Annotated in this window: 17 protein-coding genes and 1 tRNA gene; 8 read left to right on the top strand and 10 right to left on the bottom strand. The window is 63.8% G+C overall.

Annotation, left to right across the window (positions count from 1 at the left end):
• Positions 1 to 10 precede the first annotated feature (10 nt).
• The 4 genes from BLQ85_RS02370 to lptF all read right to left on the bottom strand — a co-directional run bounded on the left by BLQ85_RS02370 (position 11) and on the right by lptF (position 3,694).
• Complete coding sequence (locus tag BLQ85_RS02370; protein ID WP_074574459.1) at positions 11 to 955, bottom strand: CysB family HTH-type transcriptional regulator; 945 nt, start codon at positions 953 to 955, stop codon at positions 11 to 13.
• Positions 956 to 1,034: 79 nt separating this feature from the next.
• Positions 1,035 to 1,412, bottom strand: a complete 378-nt coding sequence (locus tag BLQ85_RS02365; RefSeq protein WP_074574457.1) for a sirohydrochlorin chelatase — start codon at positions 1,410 to 1,412, stop codon at positions 1,035 to 1,037.
• A gap of 18 nt (positions 1,413 to 1,430) precedes the next feature.
• Positions 1,431 to 2,570, bottom strand: a complete 1,140-nt coding sequence (lptG, locus tag BLQ85_RS02360; RefSeq protein ID WP_074574456.1) for an LPS export ABC transporter permease LptG — start codon at positions 2,568 to 2,570, stop codon at positions 1,431 to 1,433.
• On the bottom strand, positions 2,567 to 3,694 hold the full coding sequence (lptF, locus tag BLQ85_RS02355; protein WP_074574455.1) for an LPS export ABC transporter permease LptF: 1,128 nt from the start codon (positions 3,692 to 3,694) through the stop codon (positions 2,567 to 2,569). The genes lptG and lptF overlap by 4 nt, the downstream gene beginning before the upstream one ends.
• A 65-nt stretch (positions 3,695 to 3,759) precedes the next feature.
• Here lptF and BLQ85_RS02350 point away from each other — a divergent pair, with 65 nt between their 5' ends.
• The 5 genes from BLQ85_RS02350 (at position 3,760) to BLQ85_RS02330 (ending at position 8,060) form a co-directional block, all read left to right on the top strand.
• The gene (locus BLQ85_RS02350; RefSeq protein WP_074574453.1) at positions 3,760 to 5,268 is read left to right on the top strand and encodes a leucyl aminopeptidase; all 1,509 of its coding nucleotides are present in this window, start codon (positions 3,760 to 3,762) and stop codon (positions 5,266 to 5,268) included.
• On the top strand, positions 5,265 to 5,702 hold the full coding sequence (locus BLQ85_RS02345) for a DNA polymerase III subunit chi (RefSeq protein WP_074574452.1): 438 nt from the start codon (positions 5,265 to 5,267) through the stop codon (positions 5,700 to 5,702). The genes BLQ85_RS02350 and BLQ85_RS02345 overlap by 4 nt, the downstream gene beginning before the upstream one ends.
• The gene (locus BLQ85_RS02340) at positions 5,699 to 6,052 is read left to right on the top strand and encodes a hypothetical protein (RefSeq protein ID WP_074574450.1); all 354 of its coding nucleotides are present in this window, start codon (positions 5,699 to 5,701) and stop codon (positions 6,050 to 6,052) included. Before BLQ85_RS02345 ends, BLQ85_RS02340 begins: the two co-directional genes overlap by 4 nt.
• Positions 6,053 to 6,287: 235 nt before the next feature.
• The gene (locus BLQ85_RS02335) at positions 6,288 to 7,418 is read left to right on the top strand and encodes a branched-chain amino acid ABC transporter substrate-binding protein (RefSeq protein WP_074575116.1); all 1,131 of its coding nucleotides are present in this window, start codon (positions 6,288 to 6,290) and stop codon (positions 7,416 to 7,418) included.
• Between the two features lie 252 nt (positions 7,419 to 7,670).
• Positions 7,671 to 8,060: a hypothetical protein gene (locus BLQ85_RS02330; protein WP_074574449.1), complete on the top strand. Its 390-nt coding sequence runs from the start codon at positions 7,671 to 7,673 to the stop codon at positions 8,058 to 8,060.
• A gap of 81 nt (positions 8,061 to 8,141) precedes the next feature.
• Here the strand turns inward: BLQ85_RS02330 and BLQ85_RS02325 are convergent.
• The 4 genes from BLQ85_RS02325 to BLQ85_RS02310 form a co-directional block, all read right to left on the bottom strand.
• Positions 8,142 to 8,231: transfer RNA gene (locus tag BLQ85_RS02325), tRNA-Ser, on the bottom strand.
• Positions 8,232 to 8,297: 66 nt separating this feature from the next.
• Positions 8,298 to 8,672 (bottom strand): DUF2237 family protein, encoded by a 375-nt coding sequence (locus BLQ85_RS02320; RefSeq protein WP_074574448.1) that lies wholly within the window; start codon positions 8,670 to 8,672, stop codon positions 8,298 to 8,300.
• A 25-nt stretch (positions 8,673 to 8,697) separates the two neighbouring features.
• On the bottom strand, positions 8,698 to 9,615 hold the full coding sequence (locus BLQ85_RS02315; RefSeq protein ID WP_007865341.1) for an SPFH domain-containing protein: 918 nt from the start codon (positions 9,613 to 9,615) through the stop codon (positions 8,698 to 8,700).
• Between the two features lie 10 nt (positions 9,616 to 9,625).
• Entirely contained in the window at positions 9,626 to 10,051 is a 426-nt protein-coding gene (locus tag BLQ85_RS02310; RefSeq protein WP_074574446.1) for an NfeD family protein, read from the bottom strand.
• A gap of 201 nt (positions 10,052 to 10,252) precedes the next feature.
• Here BLQ85_RS02310 and BLQ85_RS02305 point away from each other — a divergent pair, with 201 nt between their 5' ends.
• Complete coding sequence (locus BLQ85_RS02305; RefSeq protein ID WP_007865348.1) at positions 10,253 to 12,541, top strand: arginine/lysine/ornithine decarboxylase; 2,289 nt, start codon at positions 10,253 to 10,255, stop codon at positions 12,539 to 12,541.
• Between the two features lie 24 nt (positions 12,542 to 12,565).
• On the opposite strand, the gene BLQ85_RS02300 is transcribed toward BLQ85_RS02305, so the two are convergent.
• Positions 12,566 to 13,459: a DNA ligase gene (locus BLQ85_RS02300; RefSeq protein WP_254779655.1), complete on the bottom strand. Its 894-nt coding sequence runs from the start codon at positions 13,457 to 13,459 to the stop codon at positions 12,566 to 12,568.
• A gap of 189 nt (positions 13,460 to 13,648) precedes the next feature.
• Here BLQ85_RS02300 and BLQ85_RS02295 point away from each other — a divergent pair, with 189 nt between their 5' ends.
• Both BLQ85_RS02295 and BLQ85_RS02290 read left to right on the top strand, forming a co-directional pair.
• On the top strand, positions 13,649 to 13,996 hold the full coding sequence (locus BLQ85_RS02295) for a GFA family protein (protein ID WP_074575115.1): 348 nt from the start codon (positions 13,649 to 13,651) through the stop codon (positions 13,994 to 13,996).
• Positions 13,993 to 14,733 carry a GNAT family N-acetyltransferase gene (locus BLQ85_RS02290; RefSeq protein ID WP_074574443.1) on the top strand — a complete coding sequence of 247 codons (741 nt, stop codon included), beginning with the start codon at positions 13,993 to 13,995 and terminating at the stop codon, positions 14,731 to 14,733. Before BLQ85_RS02295 ends, BLQ85_RS02290 begins: the two co-directional genes overlap by 4 nt.
• Before the next feature lie 14 nt (positions 14,734 to 14,747).
• Here BLQ85_RS02290 and fabI read toward each other — a convergent pair whose 3' ends face one another.
• The gene (gene fabI / locus BLQ85_RS02285; protein ID WP_007865360.1) at positions 14,748 to 15,557 is read right to left on the bottom strand and encodes an enoyl-ACP reductase FabI; all 810 of its coding nucleotides are present in this window, start codon (positions 15,555 to 15,557) and stop codon (positions 14,748 to 14,750) included.
• Positions 15,558 to 15,607: the final 50 nt, after the last annotated feature.

The following is a 15,607-nucleotide window of genomic DNA, read 5'->3' as shown; positions in this document are numbered from 1 at the left end:
CAGGGGTGGGTCAAATCTCGTAGTCATTCACACGGCCGGCCATGGCCTTGGTGATCAGCGCACGGTCCAGCTTGTCGCTGAGCAATTCGGCGAATTTGTAGACAAAGTTGCGCAGGTAGGCGCTGCGCTTGAAGGCCACGCGGGCCACGTTGATGCCGAACAGCGGCCCGGCCGGGATGGCGATCAGGTCGCTGTTGGTGCCGTCTTCCTTGATGGCCATTTCGGCCACGATGCCCACGCCCAGGCCCAGGCGCACATAGGTCTTGATGACGTCGGAGTCTATGGCCTCCAGCGCGATGCGCGGCTGCAGGCGCTTGGCGGCAAAAGCCAGGTCTATCTTGGTGCGGCCGGTGAAGGACGGGTGGTAGGTGATCAGCGGTTCCTCGGCCAGGTCTTCCAGCGAAATGTTTTCTTTTTTCGCCAGCGGGTGGTCCACCGGGATCACCAGCATGTGTTGCCATTCATAGCAAGGCAGGGTGACGAGGTCGTCGTACTGCGTCAGCGACTCGGTGGCGATGCCGATTTCGGCGACCTCGTCGAGCACCATGCGCGCCACCTGGTCGGGCGAGCCCTGGTGCAGGCTGACGTTGACCTTGGGGAATGCCTCACGCAGCTTGGCCACCGGCTGCGGCAGCACATAGCGGGCCTGGGTGTGCGTGGTGGCGATGGAGAGGGTGCCGCTGTCCTGGGCCGAGAACTGCTCGCCGATGCGGCGCAGGTTGCCGACCTCGCGCATGATGAGTTCGATGCTTTTGAGCACATGCTCGCCGGGCTCGGTGACGCGCTTGAGGCGTTTGCCGTGCCGCGCGAAGATTTCCACGCCCAGTTCTTCCTCAAGTTCGATGATGGCCTTGGAAACGCCGGGCTGCGAGGTGTGCAGGGCCTTGGCGGTTTCGGTGAGGTTCAGGTTGCGCCGTATGGCCTCCTGGACAAAGCGGAATTGGTGAAGGTTCATATCGAATTCAGGCTAATTATTCACTTTATTATGCCCGTATTGCGCTAAAGAAGCGGCCGGCCGCCGCGCCGCCCTGGCCTCAGCCCAGCGCAATGCCGGCCATCAGGGCCGTGAGTTCGGGATACTCGCCAGCCGTGGGCAGCAGTTCCACGGCGACGCCGGGATGGCTGGCCTGGATTTGCCCGACCAGCCGCGGCAAGTCCTCGCGGGCATGTTTGCCCACGCCGAAGAACAGCGGAAACACCCGGATGGCGCGCGCGCCGCCGGCGGCGAGTTCGGCCGCGGCTTCAGGCAGGGTGGGTGGGCACAGCTCCAGGTAGGCGCAGAGCACCGGGGTGCCGGGCGCGCTGGCGCGCACCTGCGCGGCCACGGCTTCAATGGGCGCGCGCCACAGCGGGTCGCGCGAGCCGTGGGCCAGCAGGATGATGCCGCGGGGCTGTGCTGCCGTGGTCGCCATGGTCGTTTGTGTAGCTGCCTAGCGCCGCAGCACCAGCCAGCCGAAAGCGCCCAGCGAGACGGCCATGTAAAGCATGCCGGGCGTGGCGGCCGCCAGCCAGGGCATCCAGTTGCGCAGGTTGCCGATGTAGCCGAAGACGTTGTTGAGCAGGAAGAAGCTGATGCCTATCATGACCCCGGCAAACACATAACCCGCGATGCCGCCGGAGCGGAAATGCAGGTAGGCGAAGGGCAGGGCCAGGATCACCATCACCAGGCAGCTGAGCGGGTAAAACACCTTTTTCCAGAACTCGATTTCATAGCGCTGGGCCGTCTGTCCGTTGGCGTCCAGGTGGCGCACGTAGTTGAACAGGTCTATGGTGCCCATGCGCTCAGGTTTGAGCAGCGCCACCGACACCATTTCGGCGCTGATTTCGGTGGGCCAGCGAAAGCTCTCCAGCACCATGCGGTTGACTTTGGCGCTTTCCTGGGGCCTGGCGGCGCTGGGCGCGCCGCTGACATCGAATTCCGCGCGCGTGGCCTGCTGCAGCTGCCAGGCATCACCGGCGGCAAAAGTCGCCAGCGGCGCCTGGGTGGTGGAGACGATCAGCCCCTTGTTGTTGAACTCGAACACCTGCACGCCCTGCATCTCGTTGTCGGGGGTGAGGGCCTTCACATTGACCACATAGGTGTTGTAGGCCTGTTTTTCCTTGAGCCAGGCGCCGGTCTGGCCTATGGTGATCTTGCTCTGGTAGCGCGCCTTGAGCAGTTGCGCGGCGCGATCACTGGCCGGCGCCACGTAGTCGCCCACCACGAAGCTGAAGACCACAAACAGCGCGCCCAGCACCAGCAGCAACTTGAGCGCGCGCCACGGGCCCAGGCCGCTGGTCCGCAAAATGGTGTATTCCGAACTTTGGGCCAGCCGCGCCATGACAAAAATCGTGCCTATCAGCACCGAGATGGGCAGCAACTCGTACAGGTGGTTGGGCACCAGCAGGCCCACATACAGCAGCGCATGGCGGATCTGGTAAATCTCGCCGGCGTTGATGCCGTTGCTTTTGCCGAGGTACTGCAGTTCGTCGACCAGGTCGAAAAAGAAGAACAAGGCCAGGAAGCCCAGGGCCACCAGGGCAATGGCGGCCAGCACTTCCCCGTAAATCAGGCGGCGTATGGTTTTCATGCTTGCTGGCTTTCGGTGTTGCGCACGGCCATGGGCTGGCGCTTGATGCGCCGGGCGGGCCTGAGCACCCAGTTGAACTGCCGCTTGGAGAGCCAGACCAGGCCCAGCAGCAGCACGCCGCCGTGCAGGGCCAGCAGGAAGTTGCTGAAGCTGATGAGGCCCACAAAAATCCAGCTCTGCCCGAGGTTGACCAGGTTGTTGTAGACCACGAAGGTCAGCAGCACAAAAATCATGTTGCCGCTACGCCCGCCGCGCGGGTTCACGCTGGCCAGGGCCACGGCCAGCACGACGAAGTTGATGGACGCCAGCGCCAGCCCGATGCGCCAGGCCAGTTCGCTGAGGTTGCCGCGCGTGGGCGCCTTGATGAGCGAGCGGGTGGACAGCAGCTTGGCTTCGGGCGTGTTTTCAGCGAGCGGATTGGAGTCGCCGGTCTTGGTGCCGTACTCCTCGAAGTCGCTGATCTTGAGCGCCGGCTGGCCGATCACGTTTTCCAGGCGCTGCCCGTTTTCGAGCATCAGGAACTGGGCGTCGTTCAGCACCTCGATGCGGCCGGAACGCGCGGTGGTGATGGAGCTTTTGCCTTTTTCCGTGGCGGCGATGAACACATTGTTGCTGGCCCGCGCGCCCGCCAGCTCGCGGTCTATGAAGAACACCCGGTTGCCGCTGGAGGACTCCTGGAACTGGCCGGGGGCGATGCGGTCGATGTCGCCGCGCTGCTCGTAGCGGCTTTGCATGTCCTTGGTCTGCTGGTTGGTCCAGGGCCAGACAAACAGCGCCATCAGCGTGATCACCAGCAGCACCGGCCAGGAAAAACGGAAAAGCGGCCGCAGAAAGCCGGCCAGCCCCTGGCCGCTGGTGAACCACACCACCATCTCGCTGTCGCGGTACATGCGGGACAGGGTGCTGACCATGGCGATGAAAAGCGACAGCGTGAGGATGGTCGGCAGGCGGCCCAGCGCGGAGTAGGCCATGAAGAGCATGACGTCCTGCGGATTGATGAAACCGCGCGAGGCCTGGCCCAGCGTACGGATCAGCACAATGGTCATCACGATGGTGACCAGCACCACCAGCGTGGCCCCGAAACTGCGGGCCAGCTCTTTGCGAATCGAAGATTGGAATAACATTGACTGAAATATCTGCGTTTGTTTTATTTTTGTTTTACTTTGGTTTACCCACCAGACCCTGAATTATGGACTTTGAACTCAAAACACTGACCCGCGCCCGCATTTGCAGTGAAAAAACCGACGCACTGCTGGTGCTGGTCCCCCAGGGCCGGGACGCCGGCAGCGACCCGCTTTCGGCGCTCACGGCGCTGGCCATCAAGTCCGGGGACTTCGAAGCCAAGCCGGGCAAGCTGCTGGCCGCCTACCGGGCGCCCGGCATCGCCGCCACGCGCCTGGTGCTGGCGGGGGTGGGCGATGCCAGCCCCAAAAACATCCGCACAGCCGTGGCCGCGGCCCTGGGCGCCGTGAAGAACGGCAACACGCAGCGCCTGGTGCTGTGCCTGGACTTGCTGGACGGGCTGCAGGCCGAGGCCGTGCGCGCCGCCGTGACGGCCTGCAGCGAGGCGGCTTACGTCTACACCACCACCAAATCCAAGGCCAGCCCTTCGAAGCTGCAGCGCGTGCTGCTGGCCGTGGGCGACGCCGCGAACGCCAAGGCGGCCAAGGCCGGCCTGGACAAGGGCGTGGCGCTGGTCAAAGGCCTGGAGTTCGCCAAGGAATGGGCGAATCGGCCTTCCAACCACGCCACGCCAACCTTGCTGGCCGGCGCCGCCAGGGAGCTGGGCAAGCTGCGCAACATCAAGGTCGAGGTGCTGGGCCCTAAAGAGGTCGCCAAACTGGGCATGGGCTCCTTCATGGCCGTGGCCCAGGGCACGGCCGAGCCGCTGCGCTTCATCGTGCTGCGCTACGACGGCGCGGCCAAGTCCGCGGCGCCCGTGGTGCTGGTCGGCAAAGGCATCACGTTTGACACCGGCGGCATCTCCATCAAGCCCGCCGCCGAGATGGACGAGATGAAATTCGACATGTGCGGCGCCGCGAGCGTGCTGGGCACCTTCCGGGCCCTGGCTGAATTGCAGCCCACGCTGAATGTGGTGGGCCTGATCCCGGCCTGCGAAAACATGCCGGGCGGGCGCGCCATCAAGCCTGGCGACGTGGTCACCAGCATGAGCGGCCAGACCATAGAGATTCTCAACACCGACGCCGAGGGCCGCCTGGTGCTCTGCGACGCCTTGACCTACGCCGAGCGCTTCAAGCCCAGGGCCGTGGTTGACATCGCTACGCTGACCGGCGCCTGCGTGATCGCGCTGGGCGGCGTGCGCAGCGGGATGTTTTCCACCGACGATGCGCTGGCCGAGGCGCTGGCGCAAGCCGGCGAGTCGTCCATGGACCTGTGCTGGCGCATGCCGCTGGACGAGGACTACGCCGATGGCCTGAAGACCAATTTTGCCGACGTCGCCAATGTGGCCGGCAGGGCCGGCGGCGCGATCACGGCCGCCAAGTTCCTCCAGCGCTTTGCGGCCAGCTTCCCCTGGGCGCACCTGGACATCGCCGGCACCGCCTGGAAAGGCGGCGCCGCCAAGGGGGCCACCGGCCGGCCCGTGCCGCTGCTGCTGGATTACCTGCTGGGCCAGGTAGCCTCCGCCAAGCCCAAGGCATCGGGCAAACCCAAGGCCGCCGCCAGAACACGGGCATGACCGAAATCGCTTTTCACTTCAACGTGCCCGACAAGCTGGCCTACAGCTGCCGCTTGCTACGAAAGGCTTACCTCAGCGGCGCCAGCGTGGTGGTGACGGGCGAGCCGGCGGTATTGGCTGAACTGGACCAGTTGATGTGGAGTTTTTCGCCGGCTGAGTTTGTGCCGCACTGCCGGGCGGGCTCGGCCGGGCACACCCTGGCGGCGTCGCCCGTGGTGCTGGCCGAATCGCTGCAGGACTGCCCGCATTACGGCGTGCTGGTCAACCTGGGGCAGGGCATTCCGCCCGAGTTTGAGCGCTTTGAACGGTTTATCGAAGTGGTGGCGCGCGAGGATGAAGACCGCCTCGCCGCGCGCAGCCGCTGGAAGCACTACACCGACAGGGGCTATGCGATGAAGCGGCATGACCTGGCCACGGCCGGGGCGGGCGCATGAACCGTCCGCCGCCCGCGCCGCCGCGCTTTGTGCCGACACTGACGGAGGTCGTGCGGCCTGTTGCGGCCCCCATGCCGGCTACGGGCCCGGCCGCCGCGGCTCCCGCCTCGCCCGCAAAGCCGGCAGCGCTGGCGGCTTCGCCGGACTTGCAGGAGCAGATGGTGCAGCGTGTGCTGCAGCGTGTGGACCTGATGCTGGACCGGCGTTTGCGCGAGGTGGTGGGCCAGCTCATTCTTGAGCACACGCAAAGCCTGGCGCCGCGTCTTCGCGAGGAAATCGAGGACGTTGTTCGCCAGTCCGTGAGCCAGGCTTTCGCGAATGAAACCACGCCGCCGGCCGCCGGCGGATAGGTCGCCTGGGTGACTGTTTGGGTTCGTGTGTTTTGTGCTCGCGGCGCCGTCGCGGGCGCTGCTGAAACACACCCTCACATAAGCCGGCCTGCTCCCCGGGTAAACCCCCTTATCAGAAATTAACCTAGGGACGTTGCTATGGTGCGGGCCCGGAAATTGCGTTATGTTCGGCCCCGTTGAGTAAAAAAATTCGTTCTCAACCTTTAACGGTAATTTCCTAATCGGAGTGTTTTTTATGCAAATGAAATTAAAACTGACAGTAGTGGCTGCCCTCGCTGCGGTGGCGGGTTTTGCTTCTGCCCAAGACGCAGTCGTCAAAATCGGTCACGTCGCGCCGCTGTCCGGCTCGCAGGCCCATTACGGCAAAGACAATGAGAACGGCGTGCGCATGGCCATTGAAGACCTGAACGCGCAAAACGTGGTCATCGGCGGCAAAAAGGTCAAGTTTGAAATTGTTGCTGAAGATGATGCTGCTGATCCAAAACAGGGCACGGCAGCCGCACAAAAACTGTGCGACTCCAAAGTCGCTGGCGTGGTCGGCCACCTGAATTCCGGCACGACGATTCCCGCTTCCAAGGTCTACAACGACTGCGGCATTCCCCACGTCACGGGCGCTGCAACCAACCCCAACCTGACCAAGCCAGGCTACAAGACCACCTACCGTATCATCGCCAACGACAACGCCCTGGGCGCTGGCCTGGCTTTCTATGCCGCCGACGCGCTGAAGCTGAAGAAAGTCGCGATCATCGACGACCGTACCGCTTACGGCCAAGGCGTTGCTGAAGTGTTCAAGAAGACGGCCCTGGCAAAAGGCATGACCGTTGTTGACGAACAGTTCACGACCGATAAAGCCACCGACTTCATGGCCATCCTGACCGCGGTCAAGGCCAAGGCTCCTGACGCCATCTTCTTCGGCGGCATGGACCCACAAGGCGGCCCCATGCTGCGCCAAATGGAACAGCTCGGCATGAGCAACGTCAAGTACTTCGGCGGTGACGGCATCTGCACGGCCGAACTGGCCAAGCTGGCAGCCGGCGCCAAGACCATCGGCAACGTGGTCTGCGCTGAAGGCGGCGCTTCCCTGGCAAAAATGCCTGGCGGCGAAGCCTGGAAAAAGCGTTACGACGCCAAGTACCCCAACCAGTTCCAGGTTTACAGCCCGTACACCTATGACGCGACTTTCGTCCTGGTTGACGCCATGAAGCGCGCCGGTTCCTGGGATCCAAAGGTTTACACCCCTGAGCTGATCAAGACCAACTTCAAGGGCGTGACCACCACGATCTCTTTTGAACCCAATGGCGAACTGAAGAACCCCGCCATCACTCTGTACGTCTACAAGGACGGCAAGAAGTCCGCTCTGAACTGATCGTTCACCGCGAACAAAAAAAGCCACCGCAAGGTGGCTTTTTTTTTGCCCTTTTCCCGTGCGCCTTGCCGCTCCGGGCAGGACAGGAAATCGTGGAAACATTGTTCGCCAAAAGACAATGTCCTCCAGCTCCCTGCGTTCATCCACCCAGAATGTCCCCAGGCGGGTTGTTGAGTTTGCGGCAGGAAAAAGCCGGTGATGACCCGCCTGAAACGCGCTCATTGGGTCAACCTTCTTCCTGGAGACATAAAAATGGCTAAACCGCAAACACGCCTGGACAGTCAGGCCGCACCCGGCGTCATGGGCGCCGCGGCCGACGAGGTCGTGGTACTCACCGACATCCTGGGACGTAAACTGAAAATCAAGCCCATCGACATCCTCTACGAGAGCCAGCTCACCCGGATATTCGGCACCGAAGCGGCGGCCAACCTGCCTTACATGATGGGCTTTGTGTATCCCGCCGCCTCGGTGTGCGAAATCGATGGGGTGGCGTATCCGCGCCCCACCAGCCAGCAGGAAGTCGACGAGGCCATCCAGCGCTTGGGCCGTGAAGGTTTTGCCGCATTCCTGCAGCACATGCAATCGGAAATGGAAAAGCTCAAGCAGGTTGCCGAAAGCGGCGCGGAGGCAAAACCGGAATAGGTCCCGGGTCTCGCAGCTGAGCCGGCATCTGGCGACGCTAAATGAAAAACGGGGCACAAGGCCCCGTTTTTACTGACTCACTGGCGGAAGAGGCGGGATTCGAACCCGCGGTAGGTTTAACCCTACGCACGCTTTCCAGGCGTGTGACTTAAACCACTCATCCACCCTTCCGCGAAGCCTTTGATTATAGCAGTGCCTCGGCCTGCCGGGCTGAAAAACGCGCCACAAATGGGAGTACTAGTGAACGGCGCCCTGGAAACGGTGCTTTTCCAGCTGGGCCATGGTGACGAATTCCAGTGCCTTGCTGTGGGTGGATTCCAGCACGACGGGCGGCGCCTGGCCGGCCTCCAGCGCCTCTCGCCAGCGGTTGGCGCACAGGCACCAGCGGTCGCCCGGCTTGAGTCCGGCAAAACGGTGGGCGGGCCGCGGTGTGCTCAGGTCATTGCCGCGCAAGGCGGAAAACGCCAGAAATTCGGCGGTCACCCGCACGCAGACCAGGTGGGAGCCCAGGTCCGAGGCGTCCGTGTTGCAGCAGCCGTCCCGGAAATAGCCGGTGAGCGGGTCGTAGGAGCAGGGCACCAGGTCCGTGCCCAGGACGTTTTTTGCGGTCATGGCGTGTATCCCCGGCAGGCCTGTGTCATGCCTTGTTGGCCTGCACCATTTTCATGGCCGAGCCGATGAGGGCGCCGACCTCGGTCATGTTGCTGGGCACGATCAGGGTGGTGGTGGCGTCCTTGGCGACCTTGGAATAGGCGTCCACCGCCTGCTGGGCGACCTTGAGCTGCACGGCCTGCTCGCCGCCGGGCTGGCGGATGGCGGCCGCCACCATCTCGATGGCCTTGGCATTGGCGTCGGCAACGGCCATGATGGCAGCCGCTTCGCCTTGGGCGTTGTTGATGGCGGCCAGTTTTTCGCCTTCGGAGCGGGCGATGAAGGCCTCGCGCTCGCCGGTGGCGATGTTGATCTGCTCCTGGCGGCGGCCTTCCGATGCCGCGATCAGCGCGCGCTTTTCCCGTTCGGCGGTGATCTGCGACTGCATGGCATGCAGGATTTCCTTGGGCGGCGTCAGGTCCTTGATTTCATAGCGCAGCACCTTCACGCCCCAGTTCAGCGCCGCCTCGTCGATGGCGGCAACGACCTGCGCGTTGATGATGTCGCGCTCCTCAAAGGTTTTGTCGAGCTCCAGCTTGCCGATGACGGAGCGCAGCGAGGTCTGGGCCAGCTGCGTGACGGCCACGATGTAGTTGGACGAGCCGTAGCTGGCGCGCATCGGGTCGGTCACCTGGAAGTACAGGATGCCATCCACCTGCAGCTGGGTGTTGTCGCGCGTGATGCAGACCTGGCTGGGCACATCCAGCGGGATTTCCTTGAGGCTGTGCTTGTAGGCGACGCGGTCGACAAAGGGGATCAGCCAGTTCAGGCCGGGAGTCAGGGTTCCCGCATATTTCCCGAGGCGCTCCTTGACCCAGGCATTCTGCTGGGGCACGACCTTGATGGCGCGGATGACAAAAATCATCGCGACGATAAAAACGATAAGTGCTACATAAGACGACATGGTGATTCCCTCAGATTTTTTCTACGACCAGTTTGCTGCCAATGACTTCCCGGATGCGGTGCAGGCCCGCGGAGGGCACTGCGCCAGCCGCCTGGACAACCGCCCACTGCGCGCCGCGGTAGCGCACCAGCGCCGTGCCGTCGGCTTGCCAGTCGTCGACCTGCACGGTTTCGCCGATATCCATGTTGACGTCCGGATTGGTCCCGGGCGGTAAAGCTTCGGGACCCCGGCTCCGGACGAAATGGGCAATGCCGACGGTGGCCGAACCCACCACGGCCGCGGTAATGAGCTGCACGGACATTGAGGCGCCCAGGTGGGCGGCAAGGGCCGCGGCCGCCAGCCCTATGGCCACCATCAGCAGGTAAAACGTTCCCGTCGCCAGTTCCACCGCGACCGCCACGCCGGCCAGCAGCCACCAGATCGTCGATTCACTCATGCTTCCTCCTTTTTGTCGGTCATCCGCTACATTTTGGGGCAATTAGACCCCAAGACAAGCGTAGCGCAACAATATGTCCTTACACTTCGCTGCTTGGAAAAAGCTTCATTCCCGCCGCTCAGGCTCAACCTGTCTATGCCTTTTGAGCGTTCCCCATGCCCTCCGACAGGTTCAGGGCGCCCTTGAACTGCTCTCCCCGCCATGAAATTCCGCTTTCCCATCGTCATCATTGACGAAGATTTCCGTTCCGAAAATACCTCCGGCCTGGGTATTCGCGCGCTGGCGCAGGCCATCGAGAGCGAAGGCTTCGAGGTGCTGGGCGTCACCAGTTACGGCGACCTCTCGCAGTTCGCGCAGCAGCAAAGCCGGGCCAGCGCCTTTATCCTGTCGATCGACGACGAGGAGTTTTCGCCCGGCCCCGACCTCGATCCCGCCGTGCTGAACCTGCGCACTTTTATCGAGGAGGTGCGCCGCAAGAACCTGGACGTGCCGATTTACGTCTATGGCGAGACCAAGACCTCGCGCCATATTCCCAACGACATCCTGCGCGAGCTGCACGGCTTCATTCACATGTTCGAGGACACGCCCGAGTTCGTCGCGCGCCACATCCTGCGCGAAGCCAAGAGCTACCTGGAAGGCGTGCAGCCGCCGTTTTTCAAGGCCTTGCTGGACTATGCCGAGGACGGTTCCTACTCCTGGCACTGTCCCGGCCATTCCGGCGGCGTGGCTTTTCTCAAAAGCCCGGTCGGGCAGATGTTCCACCAGTTTTTCGGTGAGAACATGCTGCGCGCCGACGTCTGCAACGCGGTGGAGGAACTCGGTCAGTTGCTGGACCACGACGGCGCGATAGGCGCCAGCGAACGCAACGCGGCGCGCATTTTCAACGCCGACCACTGCTTCTTCGTGACCAACGGCACCTCCACCAGCAACAAGATGGTCTGGCACCACACGGTGGCGCCCGGCGACGTGGTGGTGGTCGACCGCAACTGCCACAAGTCCATCCTGCACTCCATCATCATGACCGGCGCGATCCCGGTATTCCTGAAGCCGACGCGCAACCACTTCGGCATCATCGGCCCGATTCCGCAGAGCGAATTCGAGCCGGACGCCATACGCGCCAAGATAGACGCCAACCCGCTGCTCAAGGGCGTGGACAGCAGCAAGGTCAGGCCGCGCGTGCTGACGCTGACGCAGTCGACCTATGACGGCGTGCTCTACAACACCGAAACCATCAAGGGCATGCTGGACGGCTACATCGACAACCTGCACTTCGACGAAGCCTGGCTGCCGCACGCCGCCTTCCACCCCTTCTATGGCGCCTACCACGCCATGGGCAAAAACCGCGTTCGGCCGAAAAACGCCGTGGTGTATGCCACGCAGTCCATCCACAAGCTGCTGGCCGGCATCAGCCAGGCCAGCCACGTGCTGGTGCAGGACTCGCAGGACGTGAAGCTCGACAGGCACCTCTTCAACGAGGCCTACCTGATGCACACCTCGACCTCGCCGCAGTACAGCATCATCGCCAGCTGCGACGTGGCCGCGGCCATGATGGAGCCGCCCGGCGGCACCGCGCTGGTCGAGGAAAGCATCGCCGAGTCACTGGACTTTCGCCGCGCCATGCGCAAGATCGACGAGGAGTACGGCGACGACTGGTGGTTCAAGGTCTGGGGGCCGGACAAGCTGGTCGAAGAGGGCATAGGCGAGGCCCAGGACTGGATCATCAAGGGCGAATCCCGCAGCGCCAAGATGGCGAAAAACGGCGCCAACAACTGGCACGGCTTCGGCCAGATGGCCACCGGCTTCAACATGCTGGACCCGATCAAGTCCACCATCGTCACGCCCGGCCTGGACCTGAACGGCAAGTTCGCCAAAACCGGCATCCCGGCCAGCATCGTGACCAAGTTCCTGGCCGAACACGGCGTGATCGTCGAAAAGACCGGCCTCTACAGCTTCTTCATCATGTTCACCATCGGCATCACCAAGGGCCGCTGGAACACGCTGCTGACGGCGCTGCAGCAGTTCAAGGACGATTACGACAAGAACCAGCCGATGTGGCGCATCCTGCCCGAGTTCTGCCAGAAGTACCCCAAGTACGAGCGCATGGGCCTGGCCGACCTGTGCCAGCACATCCATACCCTGTACGCCAAGTACGACATCGCGCGGCTGACGACCGAGGTCTACCTGAGCGACCTGGCGCCCGCCATGAAGCCCAGCGACGCCTATGCCCACATCGCCCACCGCACGACGGAGCGCGTCGAGATCGACCAGCTGGAAGGCCGCATCACCGTGGGCCTGGTGACGCCTTACCCGCCCGGCATCCCGCTGCTGATCCCCGGCGAGGTGTTCAACAAGCGCATCGTGGACTACCTGAAGTTCTCGCGTGAATTCAACGCGCAGTGCCCGGGTTTTGAGACCGACATCCACGGCCTGGTGGAAGAGGTCGACGCCAAGGGCAAGACCCGCTACTACGCGGACTGCGTCAAGAAGTAAGCAGGCCCAGCAGCCTCGGCCGCCTTAAACGGCGGCGTCCCGCACCCGCATGAAACTGGCAAAGCGCGGGATGCCGCTGTCATTCAGGCCGCGGAAACGGTAGCTCACGGTGCTGCCCACGGGCGGCGGGTTCTGGCGCAGCTCGTCGCTCAGGCCGCTGCCCAGCTTGAAGCGCCGTCCGGGCTTGCCGTCCACGGCCGGCATCTCCACCAGCAGCGCGCCCACCATGCCCGTGTATTTACCCTGGCCGGGAATGTGCGCCACCACGCGGGCTTCGTCATCCTCATGCGGTTTGGCCTTGAGCAGGTCGTCGCTGCGCTGGCCGCTGTAAAGCGAGGCCCCGCGGTGCAGCATCAGGCCTTCGCCGCCGTGCTTGACGGTGGTGGTGAGCAGCGCCTGCAGGGCCGCATGGCTGGCCACCTTGGATTGCGCCACGGCCTGCACCCAGGGCTGGTCGATGCGGCTCACCACGCCGTTCAGGGCCGGAATGCGTTCGCTGAAGCGGCCGCCCTGCGCGGGCAGGTCGAACACCATGAAACGCATGGCCCGCCAGGCTGCGGCGTCCGGGCTTTGCTGGCGCACCGTGGACATCGCGCGGGCGAACTGCCCGTGGCCTGCCCATAACTCGCCGTCCAGCGGCACCTTGGGCCAGCCGGCCGTGAACCAGGCCGGCGCCGCGATGCGTTCCCCGTTGCGGGTCAGTAGTTTCTCGCCGTCCCAGTAGCCGCGTATGCCGTCGTATTTTTCGCTGACCCAGTAGTCAGCCAGGGGAATGCCCGGGCGGTAGGCCTTGGCCAGCATGAGCTGTGGCGCCTGGGGGGCGGCCGTGGCGGCAAAGGCCGCGCTGGGCAGGGTGGGCGTGAGCAGGCCCGCGACGAGCAGCAGCAGGTGCAGGGCTTTGAGGCGAAAAACCGCCATGGAGGCTGAAGCGCGGGAAGAGGGTGTGGGTGTTGGGTGCGGTGCCATATTTTTTTGACTTTTGGCTGTATGAATGTACAGTCTATAGTCCCACGCAGGGCGCGGCAAGCCTTGCGCCAGGAAACTGTCGAGGGCGCGCCACACGCGTCTGGGTCCCCAACAAATCATTGAGAAAAAAGGATGCAAAACATGAGCCACCAAGGAAGCTGCCACTGCGGAAGGATTGCCTTTGAGGTCGAAGGCGAGCCCACCGGCGCGCTGGCCTGCAACTGCTCCATGTGCTCGCGCAAGGGCTCGCTGCTCTGGTTTGTCCCGCGCGAGCAGTTGCGCCTGCTGACGCCGGATGAGAACGCCAGTACCTATCTGTTCAACAAGCACCTTATCCAGCACCGGTTTTGCCCTACTTGCGGCATCCACCCCTATGGCGAGGGCACGGGTCCGGACGGCAAGCGCATGGCCGCCATCAACCTGCGCTGCGTGCAGGACCTGGACCTTGCCGCCATCCCCGTCCAGCATTTCAACGGGCGGGCCGCATGACCCCCAGCGATATCGAATCCATAGAGCGGGCCACCCTGGCCGCGGTGTCTCCCGAAGCCGTCGAGGAATTCCAGGGCTGGATGCTGCCCTATGACAGCGGCACGGTCAGCCGGGCCCACAGCGCCGTGCCGCTGCGCCATGTGCCGGCGGGCGAGGGCATGGTCGATCAGATAGAGGCGCGCTACCGGGCGCGCGGCCTGCGCACGGTGTTCCGCCTGGCCAATGAAGCCTGCTTCGACGGCCTGCGGCAGGAACTGGCGCGGCGCGGCTACCAGGCGGGAAAGCCGGTGCTGGTTCAGGTGGCGCCGGTGCAGGCCATGCGCGCGGCCAGTGCGGCAGCGCCCGCCGAAACCGCCGATGTGCCCGATGCGGCCTGGGCCGCGCTGTTCCTGGCCGAAGGTTTTGACCCGGTGGACGGCGCGAGCCGCGTCAAGGCCTTGAGCCGCGCCCGCGGTTCGGTTTATGCCAGCGTGCGCGAAAACGGCAAAACCGTGGCGGCGGGCGCCGGCGCCTTCAGCCATGGCTGGTCCAGCGTGCACGGCATGCGCACCGACCAGGCCTTCAGGGGCAGAGGACTGGCCGGGCGCGTGCTGGCCGGCATCGCCGCCGTGGCCGAGCAGCGCGGCATCGCGCGGGCGTTTTTGCAGGTGGAAGACGTCAACACCCCGGCGCTGGCGCTATACCGGCGCGCGGGTTTCGAGACCGTCTGGAGTTACGACTACTGGCGGCAACCCTAGGCGGCTGCCCAGGCTCAGGCCGCTTCGGCCGGCTCGGCGATCCCACCCACGACGTGGCTGAAGCCGCCGTCGACATAGGTGATTTCGGCGCTCACGCCGCCGGCCAGGTCGCTCAGCAGGAAGGCCGCCACATTGCCCACGTCCTCGATCGTCACATTGCGGCGAATCGGCGAGGCCTCGGCGACCACGCTCAAAATCTTGCCGAAGCCCTTGATGCCGCTGGCGGCCAGGGTCTTGATGGGGCCGGCGCTGATACCGTTGACGCGCATGCCCTTGGGGCCCAGCGATTCGGCCAGGTAGCGCACCGAGGCTTCCAGGCTGGCCTTGGCCAGGCCCATGGTGTTGTAGTTGGGCACGGTGCGCACCGCGCCCAGGTAGGTCAGCGTGAGCAGCGCCGATTTTGGGTTCAGGTAGGGCAGGGCGGCCTTGGCCATGGCCGGAAAGCTGTAGGCGCTGATGTCGTGGGCGATCTTGAAGCCCTCGCGCGACAGGCCGTCGAGGAAGTCGCCGGCAATAGCCTCGCGCGGCGCATAACCGATGCTGTGCACAAAGCCGTCAAATGTCGGCCAGGTTTGCGACAGGTCGGAAAACAGCTTGGCGATCTGCGCGTCGTCGCCCACGTCGCAGTCAAAAATCAGTTTCGAATCGAAGTCGGCGGCAAATTCCGTGATGCGGTCCTTGAAGCGCTCTCCGACGTAGCTGAAAGCCAGCTCGGCACCCTGCGCGTGGCAGGCCTTGGCGATGCCGTAGGCGATGGATCGGTTGGACAGCACGCCCGTGATCAACAGTTTTTTGCCAGTGAGGAATCCGGTGTGTGTCGCCATGCAGGTGCTCCAGTAAATGTGCGGAAGATATGCCGGCAAGGGGCGCGAGG

Source organism: Polaromonas sp. JS666 (assembly GCF_900103405.1).
GTDB lineage: Bacteria > Pseudomonadota > Gammaproteobacteria > Burkholderiales > Burkholderiaceae_C > Polaromonas.
The sequence above is the reverse complement of the archived record's forward strand: the minus strand, read 5'-3'. Positions and strand labels throughout refer to the sequence as shown.

Coding starts and splice junctions, on each gene's coding strand:
- BLQ85_RS02370 (WP_074574459.1), bottom strand. CDS start 955: ATGAACCTTCACCAATTCCGCTTTGTCCAGGAGGCCATACGGCGCAAC.
- BLQ85_RS02365 (WP_074574457.1), bottom strand. CDS start 1,412: ATGGCGACCACGGCAGCACAGCCCCGCGGCATCATCCTGCTGGCCCAC.
- lptG (WP_074574456.1), bottom strand. CDS start 2,570: ATGAAAACCATACGCCGCCTGATTTACGGGGAAGTGCTGGCCGCCATT.
- lptF (WP_074574455.1), bottom strand. CDS start 3,694: ATGTTATTCCAATCTTCGATTCGCAAAGAGCTGGCCCGCAGTTTCGGG.
- BLQ85_RS02350 (WP_074574453.1), top strand. CDS start 3,760: ATGGACTTTGAACTCAAAACACTGACCCGCGCCCGCATTTGCAGTGAA.
- BLQ85_RS02345 (WP_074574452.1), top strand. CDS start 5,265: ATGACCGAAATCGCTTTTCACTTCAACGTGCCCGACAAGCTGGCCTAC.
- BLQ85_RS02340 (WP_074574450.1), top strand. CDS start 5,699: ATGAACCGTCCGCCGCCCGCGCCGCCGCGCTTTGTGCCGACACTGACG.
- BLQ85_RS02335 (WP_074575116.1), top strand. CDS start 6,288: ATGCAAATGAAATTAAAACTGACAGTAGTGGCTGCCCTCGCTGCGGTG.
- BLQ85_RS02330 (WP_074574449.1), top strand. CDS start 7,671: ATGGCTAAACCGCAAACACGCCTGGACAGTCAGGCCGCACCCGGCGTC.
- BLQ85_RS02320 (WP_074574448.1), bottom strand. CDS start 8,672: ATGACCGCAAAAAACGTCCTGGGCACGGACCTGGTGCCCTGCTCCTAC.
- BLQ85_RS02315 (WP_007865341.1), bottom strand. CDS start 9,615: ATGTCGTCTTATGTAGCACTTATCGTTTTTATCGTCGCGATGATTTTT.
- BLQ85_RS02310 (WP_074574446.1), bottom strand. CDS start 10,051: ATGAGTGAATCGACGATCTGGTGGCTGCTGGCCGGCGTGGCGGTCGCG.
- BLQ85_RS02305 (WP_007865348.1), top strand. CDS start 10,253: ATGAAATTCCGCTTTCCCATCGTCATCATTGACGAAGATTTCCGTTCC.
- BLQ85_RS02300 (WP_254779655.1), bottom strand. CDS start 13,459: ATGGCGGTTTTTCGCCTCAAAGCCCTGCACCTGCTGCTGCTCGTCGCG.
- BLQ85_RS02295 (WP_074575115.1), top strand. CDS start 13,649: ATGAGCCACCAAGGAAGCTGCCACTGCGGAAGGATTGCCTTTGAGGTC.
- BLQ85_RS02290 (WP_074574443.1), top strand. CDS start 13,993: ATGACCCCCAGCGATATCGAATCCATAGAGCGGGCCACCCTGGCCGCG.
- fabI (WP_007865360.1), bottom strand. CDS start 15,557: ATGGCGACACACACCGGATTCCTCACTGGCAAAAAACTGTTGATCACG.